The organism is Rhodoferax ferrireducens (genome assembly GCF_003347515.1).
Taxonomy (GTDB): Bacteria; Pseudomonadota; Gammaproteobacteria; order Burkholderiales; family Burkholderiaceae_C; genus Rhodoferax.
Genome location: NZ_QEII01000235.1, coordinates 36,986 through 48,024 on the forward strand (window position 1 = coordinate 36,986; position 11,039 = coordinate 48,024).

An 11,039-nucleotide genomic window follows, 5' to 3' on the forward strand; every position below is an offset into this window, starting at 1 on the left:
TTACGGGTGTGATGCTGCTGCGTCGCTGGCATTAGGAGTCAGATAGTTGAGTTGCGCCCACAAGCGGGCGGTTTCCATCTCCAGGCGCAGGCGTTCCATGCGCATGTCGACCTCGGTACGCCGTGCCTCCAGCACTGCGCTGAGGGTGCCCCCGGTAGCGACACCACCTCGATAGGCAGCGATGGCGGCCCGTGTGCGCTCTGTTGTGAGCGGAAGAATGGATTCGTCATAACGTCGCAGACGGGCGCGATTGCTTTGCCATTCCTGCACCATGATGCGTAGCTCGGCTGTATGGGCGCGTACCGCGTCTTCCCGTTCGGCACGCAGTTGGGCAACAGTCGCCAGTTTGGCTGCAAGTTCACGGTCTTGGCGGTTCTTTTGATCCCACAGCAAGGGCACCGACACGTTAAGAGAAACCATGTTGGAGTAGGCGGGGCCGCGCTGGCTGAACATCAGTTCCACGCTCCAATCAGCCTGCTTGCTGGCCTGTGCCAGTTCAACGTCGGCCCGCGCCATTTCTTCCTGCTTCGCCATCACGGCGACTTGCGGGTGGTGCAGGAGCTGGGCATCAAGGTTGGATTCATTCAAACGCAGCACGTCGGTTGCAGGAAGATCGGCCAAACGTTGTGCCGCTACCTCGCCGACCCATCGTGCCAACTGCGCCTTGGCGGTGGCTACCTGGGCTTGCGCTTGTGCAATGCGGTCTTCCATCTGGGCGAGCACTGAACGGGCGGCGAATACATCGCTCTGCGAGCCACGTCCCCCCCGATAAGCAGCATCAGCGGCTTCGATTTGCAGCCTGGTTTCATCCCGCTGACGTAGCAGCAGATCCACCATGCGTTCCTGGTAATAGCGGTCCAGCCATGCCACGGCGGTACTGCGCTGCACGTTGATCAAGGTGAGTGCGCGATTGGCTTCGGCGGTTTCAGCCTCTTTTTCAAAGCGCATGCCGCGCGCTTTGCGCTTTCCCTCACGCGTGAATTCTTGCATGACGCCGACAGAGCGCATGGTCATGAAATCCCGCGTCAGGCTAAAGCGGTCTTCACCGTTGATGGGCAGATTGTTGAGCCCGAGTTTCAATACCGGGTCAGGTAACTGCCCCGCAGCAACGACCATTTCACGGGCGGCGCTGGCTTGCAAACTCCCGGCTTCAATGAGCCGCGATTGGACAACGGCCATTTGCAAAGCGGCAAGCAAAGTCAGTGGCGCTGCATCCGGTTTGACCGCTGGCATGGCTTGGGTTTGCGCAAAAATAGGCGGCGCGTCAGCCGCCAGCACCACAGCCGGCGCTGCCAACAAGGCCGCCAATAAGGCCGCAGCCAGCGCACGGCGAGGGGAGATTGAAACCATGAAAGTCCTCCACGAACGTCACAAAGAAGGGAACGCTCAAGGCGTTCATCGATGTGTGACGAACAAGCCAGAGCCCAGCGCAAAGCCAGGGCGGGCTTATAGACGGAAGACTTGGTGAACTAGATAGAGAGGTGGACTACCGGGCGGTCGCTCGGGAGTTTGGGTTACAGGGACTGCAAGCGCCGCAGATTCCAACGCTGGCTGGAAAATCCAAACCAATGACCACAAGACATCCAATGCCGTCAACTGTACATCCGCACTGTTTTTGGATTCATGCGATTGCAGGCCGGATTCGCAATAGGCTTTGCACAGGCTTGGCTGCTCCTCGTCCATCTGGCTTGCGGACATGGAGTCGCAGTCCGCCATGACAACGGCATTGCCGTCAATCATTGAAACCGACTGTTTGAGCAACTGCGGACAGGCGTAGGCAGCAGTGGCGATTTGCGCAAACAACAGGCACAGCGCCACAAAAGTGGCTATCCATGTGCGAGTTGACTTGGCTTTTCTCATGTTCGTAGTTTATCGCAACGACCCCGACCTCAGGCGCGCACGACGTGTTCGTGAGCACCGGTTTGGGGAACTCCGACTTTGGCGCCTTCAGCGACACGGTCGGCGGTTCAGGCTTTATTGACCCGGCACTTGTCCATCATTGATTTTTATCAAGCTGACGACGCCGATCTCTGACTCCAATCGCTCGCTAGTGACTATGTTTGTCGGGGCACGGGCAGAAGTACGCGCGCCAATCTCGCCTAGGGCTTTCGAAAGGAGCTTGACATGGCAAACAACAAGACGGCAAGCGCCCAGGGCCTCGCGCTGCATATCGGCCTCAACAGCGTCAGCGAGGCGGCCTACAGCGGCTGGAGCGGCCCGCTGGCCGCCTGCGAGTTCGACGCCAATGACATGGCCGCCATCGCGAAAACCAGGGGCATGAAGTCCACCGTGCTGCTGACCAAAAAAGCCACGCGCGCCCACATGCTGGCCAGCCTGCGCAGCGCGGCCAAGGCGTTGAAGGCGGGCGACCTGTTTCTCCTGACCTACTCCGGCCACGGTGGCCAGGTGCCCGACCTGAACGGCGACGAGGCCGACAAGAAGGACGAGACCTGGTGCCTGTTTGACGGCCAGCTGATCGACGATGAGCTCTACCTGGAGCTCAGCAAGTTCAAAGCCGGCGTGCGCATCCTGGTGCTGTCCGACAGCTGCCACAGCGGCAGCGTCACGCGTGAACTGCCACCGCCACCGCCACCCCCCGGCCAGCGCGTCAAGCTGATGCCCGATGCCGTGGCCCGGCGCGTTTATACCGAACACCAAGCCTTCTATGACAAGCTGCAGCAGGACGTCATTCAGGCCGCCGGCAAGGCGGTCGTCGACCCGGATGCGGCGCTGGCGGCACTGGCGCAAGTCGGTGCGGCAGCGCACGCGACCACACTCGTTGGCAGCTTTCGACCGGCCGTCATCCTGATCTCCGGCTGCCAGGACAACCAGACTTCGATGGACGGCGAACACAACGGTGCCTTCACCGAAGCGCTGCTGAAAGTCTGGAACCAGGGCCGCTTCCGCGGCAGCTACGACGCCTTCCACACGCGCATCCGCGCCGCCCTGCCGGCCAGCCAGTCACCCAACCTGTTCACGCTCGGCCAGGCGGGTGGCTTTCTGCAACAAACGCCCTTCACGGTCTGACGACCGGCTTAGAGACGCGCCATGGCCACCCGAGCACAAGACATCAGCTTCATCATCCCGGGCCAGGCGCAGACGGGCGGTACGGCCACCCGCGGCAGCAGCAAGGCCTCGGTGCGGGTCGGTGCACAGCGCGGCGGCGCCGAGCCGGTGCGCATCACCGCCCGCCCGGGCGAGGACGTGGTGGTGCTGAGCATCGCCAACGGGCCAACGCTGTACCTGCACCCCGAAGACGCGCGCGACCTGATGCGCGCGCAAAGCGCCGGTGCCAGCCGCAGTGCGGTCAATGCGGCCGACGACAACGAGGTCGTCGTCTCGCCGCAGCTCGGCTGGCCGGGCCTGGAGGCAGGCGCCACGCGCGGCGCCACGCGCGGCTGGATGGGCCAGGCCGTGCTCAGCGCCTTCGAGCTCATCACCGGCCTGGCCAAAGACCCGGCCGCCCAACTGGCCGCCGCCGCCATCACGAAGAAGGTTGACGGTGCGGTGGACGCCGGCGTGTACCAACTCTCGGCGACTGCGCTGGAGCCGCTCAAGGACAGCGGCCGCAAGCGCGAGGCGGTGCCGGCGGCGGCCGACGGCGGGCCGCTGCTGGTGCTGGTGCACGGCACCTTCGTCGACAGCGTCAGCACCTTCGGCAAGCTCTGGACCTTGCACCCGCAGACCGTGCGTGAGTTGTTCCAGCATTACGGCGACCGGGTCTACGCACTCGATCATCCGACCCTGGGGCAGAGCCCGATCGCCAACGCCCTGACGCTCGTGCGCGCCATGCCAGCGGGGGCGCGCCTGCGCCTGCTCACGCATTCGCGCGGCGGCCTGGTGGCCGAGGTGCTGGCGCGCGCCTGCGGCGGCAAGCCGCCCGGCAGCGAGGAGCTGGCGCTGTTCGCCGGTGCCGACTACCGCCAGCAACGGACCGATCTGCAAGCCCTGTCCCAAGAGGCCATCGCCAAGGGCCTGAAGATCGAGCGCGTAGTGCGCGTGGCCTGCCCGGCGCGCGGCACGCTGTTGGCGTCCAAACGCTTCGACGCCTACCTGTCGGTATTGAAGTGGAGCCTGGAACTCGGCGGCGTGCCGGTGGCGCCGCGGTTGCTCGATTTTTTGTGTGAAGTGGCGCGCCGGCGCGCCCAGCCCGACGAGCTGCCCGGCATCGAAGCCATGATGCCCGGCAGCGCGCTGGTGCAGTGGCTGAACGGCAGTGGCAGTGGCGGCAGCGACGCCCTCCCCGGTGAGCTGCGCGTGGTGGCCGGCGACATGGAAGGCGACTCGATCGGCTCCTGGGTCAAGACCCTGTTGTCCGACGCCTTCTACTGGACCGACAACGACCTGATCGTACAAACCCGTTCGATGTACGGCGGCGCGCCGCGTGCCGCCAGCGCCGCCGGTGCAGGCGCCAGTTTTGTGCTGGATCGCGGCGCCAAGGTCTCGCATTTCAACTACTTCGTCAACGAGAGCTCGGTCAAGGCGATCACCAGCGCGCTGCTGGAGACGGCACCGGCCGACTTCGCGACCATCGGTCCGCTGTCCTGGGCCGGCGAGGACGCGAGTGGCACCCGTGCGGCCAAGGCAGTGGCCCGTTCGCGCGGTGCCGATGCCGCCGACGCCGCCAACCGACCGGCGGTGTTTGTGCTGCCCGGCATCCTGGGCTCCAATCTCAAACTTGACGGCCAGCGCATCTGGCTCGGCTTTCGGTTCGTCAACGGCCTCAAAAAACTGGCGTGGGACCCGGCGACGGCGGCGCGCGTCGAGCCCGACGGCCCGATTGGCAGTACCTACGACGAGCTGATCGAGCGCCTGGCCGACAGCCACGAGGTGATCCCCTTCGCCTATGACTGGCGTCGCCCGATCGAAGACGAAGCGCAGCGCCTGGCAGCGGCGGTGGATGCCGCGCTGGCCGCGCGCAACACCAGCCAGCAACCGGTACGCCTGCTCGCGCATTCGATGGGCGGGCTGGTGGCGCGCACCATGCGTCTGGAAAAGCCCGAGACCTGGGCCCGCATGATGGCGCGTGAGGGCGCACGCCTCTTGATGCTGGGCACGCCCAACGGCGGCTCGTGGGCGCCGATGCAAACGCTCTCGGGCGACGACACCTTCGGCAACGCGCTGGTGGCCTTCGGCGCGCTGTTCGACAACGGCGGCGCGCGCAAGATGATGGCTGGCATGCCCGGCTTCATCCAGTTACAGGCCGCGCTGCTCGACCCCACGCTCGGCCTCGACAAAGCCAGCACCTGGCAGAAGCTGGCCGACGAGGACATGGCGGCGCTGCGCGAGCGCAGCCTCTGGCACGACGAGGGGGCGCAGCGCACCATCTACGAGTGGGGCGCACCGCCGCAAGCCATTCTCGACCAGGCGGTGCAGTTGCGCCGACGCCTGGACGCGCAGCTTGAGACCCTGGGCGCCGATGCGCCGAAGATGCTGCTGGTGGTCGGCCACGCGCGCTTCACACCGGCCGGCATCACACAGACCGCCGACGGGCTGGAATACCTCGACGCGCCCGACGACGGCGACGGCCGCGTCACCCTGACGAGCGCGCTGCTGCCGGGCGTGCGCACCTGGAAGGTCGATGCCGAACACGGCAAGCTACCCGATGTGACGAGCGCCTTCGCGGCCTACATCGAGCTGCTCGACACCGGCCAGACCGCCCAGCTGGAAGTGCAGGAGCCCGCCGCCCCCGGCGTGCGCGGCGCCGCCGGTGCGGCGGCAGCAGTGGCGCCGCTGGTGCGCAACCGGCCTTCGCGCGGCCTGCAATCCTCGCGCCCACCGTCGAGCGAGGCCGAGGTGCTGGGCCTGGCGCGCAGCGATACCGATGGCCGCAGCACACGGAGCAAGAGCGCGGCGCTGCGCGTGTCGGTGTACAACGGCGACCTCAAATTCGTCAGCCAGCCCTTGTTGGTTGGGCACTACCGTTCGCTGGTACTGACCGGGACCGAGGGCGTCGTCGATGGGCTGGTCGGTCATGCCATGAGCAAGTCGCTCGCCGCCGGCCTGTACCCCGACGCCACCGGCTCGCACCAGATCTTCGGCAACCAGCGCCATGACCCGGACAATGTGTTCGCCATGGCGCGGCCGCAGGCGGTGGTGGTGGCGGGCCTCGGTGAAGAGGGCAAGCTGCGCGCCAGCGAACTGGTCTACACCGTGCGCCAGGCGGTGCTGGCCTATGCGCAGCGGGTGTCGGAACAGGGCGGTGTGGCGCAGTTCGAGCTGGCGGCCACCTTGATCGGCAGCGGCGGCACCGGCATCAGCGCCGGCAGCGCGGCGCAGTTGATCGCGCAAGGCGTGTTTGAAGCCAGCCAGAAATTGCTGCAGAGTGGCTGGCCGCAACTGAGCCGCCTGATCCTGGTGGAGTTCTACCTCGACCGCGCCAGCGATGCCTGGCGTGCGCTGCAGGTGCAGTCAATCGCGACGCCGAACCAGCTGGAACTGGTGGGCCTGATCAGCTCCGGCGACGGCGCCTTGCGGCGCTCGCTCGATTCGAGCTACCGCGGCGCCGCCTACGACCTGATCAGCGCGCTGACCGGCCCGCGCGACAGCCACGGCCAGCCGACGATCCAGTACGTGCTCGACACGCGGCGCGCCCGCACCGAAGTGCGGGCCCAGCAGGCGCAGGGCACGCTGCTTAACGAACTGGTGGCCAAGGCCTCGAACGACGCGAACCGCGATGCGCAGATCGGGCGCACGCTGTTCAAGCTGCTGGTGCCGGTGGAGATGGAACCGTTCCTCGGTGGCACCTCCGAGATGCTGATCGAGCTCGACGCCGGCTCGGCCGTGATCCCGTGGGAACTGCTGGACACCGATGCCCCCGCGCACAGCGGCGGCGACCCGCGACCCTGGGCGATTCGCAGCAAGCTGCTGCGCAAGCTGCGCACCGAAGACTTCCGCGCCCAGGTGTCGGATGCGAATGCCGACGACAGCGTGCTGGTGATCGGCGAGCCGCTGAGCGACCCCACGCGCTACCCACCGCTGCCGGGCGCCCGCGCCGAAGCCATCGCGGTCATGACGCGGCTGACCAGCGCCACCGATGGCCTTCAATCGGGCAAGGTGCGCGCACTGGTCAGCGGCGCTGACGACGCGCGCAGTGTGATCAACGCGCTGTTCGAGCGCGCCTACCGGGTCGTGCATGTGGCCGGCCACGGCGCACCCGGCGCCCGGGGCGGCGTGGTGCTGTCGGGCGACACCTTTCTGGGTGCGGCCGAGATCAAGGCCATGCGCACCGTGCCCGAGCTGGTGTTCCTGAACTGCTGCCACCTGGCCGGGCGCGACGCCTCGCTGACGCTGCAGCCCTACGACCGCGCGAGCTTTGCGGCCACCATCGCGCAGGCGCTGATCGAGGTCGGCGTGCGCTGCGTGATCGCCGCCGGCTGGGCGGTGGAAGACGGGCCGGCCGAGAAGTTCGCGACCACCTTCTACGCGGTGCTCTTGCGCGGCGAGCGTTTTATCGACGCCGTCGCCGCCGCGCGCGAAGCGGCCTGGCGCGAGAGCCCGCAGGGCAACACCTGGGCCGCCTACCAGTGTTACGGCGACCCGGGCTGGACCTGGCGCCGCGGCGGCGCCGATGCCCAGCGCAAGGCGCCGCCGGTGGGCGACGAATTCGCGGCGGTGTCGTCACCGGTGGCGCTCGCGCTGGCACTTGAAACGCTCGCCATCCGCAGCCGCTTCAGCAACGTGAAAGCCGAGGCGCAACGCGACAAACTGCATTTTCTCGAATCGAAGTTCGCCCCGCCCTGGGGCGCCATGGGCGCGGTGGCCGAAGCCTTCGGCCTGGCCTATGCCCAGGCCCAGGACAGCGCCCGGGCGATCGACTGGTACCGCGTGGCCGTCAATGCGGCGGACGGCAGTGCCTCGTTCCGGGCCGCCGAACAACTCGGCAACGAACTGGCGCGCCACGGCGAGACGCTCAGCGACGAGTCCACTGCGCGCCCCTTGATCGAAGAAGGCATCGCCCAGCTCAGCCGGCTGGTCGCACTGCAGGCCACGATGGAGCGCGAGAGCCTGCTCGGTTCAGCCTGGAAGCGCTTGGTGCTGCTGGAAGCGCGTGCGGGCCACGATGCGGCCTCGCTCAAGGCGCTGGAAAAAATGGCGGCGCACTACGCCCACGCCGAGACCCTGGCGCGCCAGGTGCAGGCGGACAAGCTGTTCTACCCGGCTAAAAACTGCATCAGTGCCGAGCTGCGGCTGGCCTTCCTGCAGCAGCGCGCGCCGCGCCTGACCGAGGAACGGCTGCGCATGGTGCGCGAATCGCTGGACCGGGCAGCCAGCGAGCGGCCCGACTTCTGGTCGGTGGTCGGGCAAACCGAACTGGCGCTGCTGGAAGCGCTGGCGCAGGGCCGCCTCGCCGGCTCCTGGCCCGGCCTGATGCAGACCTTGCGCGAGCTCAAGGCGCGCGTGCCAGCGGCGCCAAGTTGGGACTCGGTCTACACCGAAGCGCGCTTCACGCTGGAGCCGTATCAGCGAGTGGCCAGTGCGCCTGAGCAGCGCGCTGCGATGGCGCTGCTGCAAGGCCTGAAGGCGTTGGCGACCGCATGAATGCCGTGGGCATGGCGCCGCCCGATGTGTTCATCAGCTACGCGCGCGAAGACCGGCCGCTCGCCGAGCAACTCGCGCACGCCTTAAGCGCCAGCGGCCTGCAGGTCTGGTGGGACCGCGACCTGACCGCCGGCAGCGAATTCACGGCCGTGATCGAAGCCCAACTGCTGGGCGCGACCGTCGTCATCGTGCTGTGGTCGGCCGAGTCAGTGCGGTCATCCTTCGTGCGCGACGAATCTTCGCGTGCCCTCAAGCTGGGCAAGCTGCTGCCGGTGCGCATCGAGGATATCGAGTTGCCGCTGGGCTTTGGCCAGTTGCACACGCTCGACCTGCTGGACTGGGACGGTGACGCCGATGACGAAACTTTCCAGCAGCTGCTGCGCGAAGTCCGCCAGCGCCAGCCCCCAGCGCCGGGGCTGCTGCTGACGCCGCCGCGACCCAGCAGCCGTTGGCCGCGCCGCTCCACGCTGATGACGGCGACCGCCCTGGCGCTGGTGCTGGCCGGCACCACCACCTGGTACCTGCGCGACCAGCGACAAGGCGAGGCTGCGGCACAGGCGGAAAAGCAGCGCCGCATTGACTTCGACAAGAGCGAGGCCGACCGCCACTTTCGCGCCGGGCTGGACCAGCAATACGCCAGCGTGCCGCAACTGGAAAAAGCCCTCAACGAATACCTGAGCGCGCTGGAGCACCGCCCGGCGCATGCCCGCGCCCACTACTACCTCGGCCATGTCTACGCGCAGACCGACAAGCTGCTTGACGCCTCCGATTCATTCAAGCGCGCACTGGCCGCAACCGAGGCGCCGCTGGACCGCAGCCAGCGCATCGATGCCGAAAAAAAGGTGCAATCGCTGGCCCGGGTCGAGGGGGAAGCCACGCCCATCACGCGCCTCGTCACCAGCCCCCAGCCCGCCATGCCGGAAGAGGCGGCACCCCGACAGCCCCCGCGCATCGACCCGCCTGCGGCGCGCGTGGCGCTGCTGACCCAGGCGGTCGATGATTTATTCGATGACAACAAGGAGCGCCGCATCAACACCACCACGAGCCTGGTGCTTGACCCGCAGGCCTTGTCCGATGCGGTCCCCCTGGCCGTCAAGAAGGCCTTGCAGGTACTCCAGAATGGCCCGGCCGGACTGGGCACGAGCGCCTCGTCGGGCGTGGTCAACACGCTGGTGCTGCTGAAAAGCGCCATGCCCGGCACCTTGCAGGTCAATCGAACGGAGATTGGGCGGCTGCTCCTCGCCGCCGAACCACTGGGCGACTACACAGCCAAACAGGCGGACAAGGTGCGCGATCTGCTGAAACAGGCGAGCACACGCAAGCCGGTGGCCTATATCCAGATTGCCAATGAAGCGCAACGACCGATGGCCGAGGCGCTGGCCAGCAAGATGCGCAGCTTCGGCTACGAGGCCCCCGCCATCGAGCTGGTCGGCGAGCGCGCGCCCGCGACCACACAGGTGCGGGTGCAAGGCAAGAGCGACCGCAGCTACGCGCGCTGGGTCAGAAAGGTGACGGGCGAAGCACTGAACACGCCACCAGTCCTCAGCGGCCTGCACAATGCCAAGCCCAAGACCGATACCTATGAAATCTGGCTGGGCCGCTCGCTGTGCGCACCAGGGGGATTGGAGGTGGCGGGGTGCAAGGGGGCGTCTTAGTGCGCGCAACAACTGCACCTCGTTCCCTGCACCTCATTCGAGTACTTCGCTTGGACCGGCAGTGGGTCAATGTGCCCAGTTTTTTTTGGGCCACCGAAATCGGCTAAAGCAAGATGGTCAAACGGGTGGCGGCGAGGCGTGGCGTCGAACTGATTTCTCTTAACTGGTCATTGCCGTCACGGGTCCAATTTCGTCACTTTCCCGCCCTCAGAACTCGACACCGGTCATTCCAGGGCGACGATCAGTTTTCGCCGGTGTCGGTCGGCAGTGCAGCGTAAAAAGTCGCTCACAACAGGCTGCTTTTCGGCAGCTCAGTTCGGCTCCATTCAACAGTCAGTCGTAACCGCTGACAACAAGGTTGGTCGTCGTTCCAGACGATAGCGCTCTGGCAAGTTGGCCATTGCTGCCGTTGGCAGAGCAACCCCGATTCATCGCTAAGGCATTCGTTTCCAGACCTAAGTTAAACGCCAGCTCATGAACCGTGGCAGATCGCATCCTTCGCCAAGTGAAGCTTGCCAAGCATGTGATGGGTCATTCCAGACAGTCGTCGAAAATGTGTTTTACAGCACCAGACAGCGCACCCGGTCTGAGTGGCTGAACAACATACGGCATGCCGTGGTAAAAAGCACGTTTTTTCCTTTGTTTTCAATGACTTGCAACTATTTACAGGCGCTGGCGCGGCATCTGGCACGGCCCATGCAATAGCTTCTTCGAGCCAACTTGATGCTCACCAACCCAAACCACTTTAGGAGTTACACCATGAAATCCAATCTGATCATTCAAGACCTGTCCGCCCGCAAGGAACTCGACCGCGCTGCGATGTCGTCTGTCCGTGGTGGCCAT

General features: G+C 66.0%; 5 protein-coding genes. 3 read left to right on the plus strand and 2 right to left on the minus strand.

Annotated elements, in window-relative coordinates:
• Together C5P05_RS05650 and C5P05_RS05655 are read right to left on the minus strand one after the other, a co-directional pair.
• Complete coding sequence (locus C5P05_RS05650; protein WP_232834359.1) at positions 1-1,350, minus strand: TolC family protein; 1,350 nt, start codon at positions 1,348-1,350, stop codon at positions 1-3.
• Between the two features lie 96 nt (positions 1,351-1,446).
• On the minus strand, positions 1,447-1,860 hold the full coding sequence (locus C5P05_RS05655; protein WP_114968880.1) for a hypothetical protein: 414 nt from the start codon (positions 1,858-1,860) through the stop codon (positions 1,447-1,449).
• Between the two features lie 264 nt (positions 1,861-2,124).
• Between C5P05_RS05655 and C5P05_RS05660 the strand changes: the two genes are divergently transcribed.
• From C5P05_RS05660 to C5P05_RS05670, 3 genes are read left to right on the plus strand one after another with little or no spacing between them, the layout of a single operon-like run.
• Positions 2,125-3,027, plus strand: a complete 903-nt coding sequence (locus C5P05_RS05660) for a caspase family protein (RefSeq protein WP_114968881.1) — start codon at positions 2,125-2,127, stop codon at positions 3,025-3,027.
• Between the two features lie 21 nt (positions 3,028-3,048).
• Positions 3,049-8,541, plus strand: coding sequence for a CHAT domain-containing protein (locus tag C5P05_RS05665; protein ID WP_114968882.1), 5,493 nt, complete (start codon positions 3,049-3,051; stop codon positions 8,539-8,541).
• On the plus strand, positions 8,538-10,196 hold the full coding sequence (locus C5P05_RS05670) for a toll/interleukin-1 receptor domain-containing protein (protein WP_114968883.1): 1,659 nt from the start codon (positions 8,538-8,540) through the stop codon (positions 10,194-10,196). Before C5P05_RS05665 ends, C5P05_RS05670 begins: the two co-directional genes overlap by 4 nt.
• Positions 10,197-11,039 lie beyond the last annotated feature (843 nt).

Coding starts and splice junctions, on each gene's coding strand:
- C5P05_RS05650 (WP_232834359.1), bottom strand. CDS start 1,350: ATGGTTTCAATCTCCCCTCGCCGTGCGCTGGCTGCGGCCTTATTGGCG.
- C5P05_RS05660 (WP_114968881.1), top strand. CDS start 2,125: ATGGCAAACAACAAGACGGCAAGCGCCCAGGGCCTCGCGCTGCATATC.
- C5P05_RS05670 (WP_114968883.1), top strand. CDS start 8,538: ATGAATGCCGTGGGCATGGCGCCGCCCGATGTGTTCATCAGCTACGCG.
- C5P05_RS05665 (WP_114968882.1), top strand. CDS start 3,049: ATGGCCACCCGAGCACAAGACATCAGCTTCATCATCCCGGGCCAGGCG.
- C5P05_RS05655 (WP_114968880.1), bottom strand. CDS start 1,860: ATGAGAAAAGCCAAGTCAACTCGCACATGGATAGCCACTTTTGTGGCG.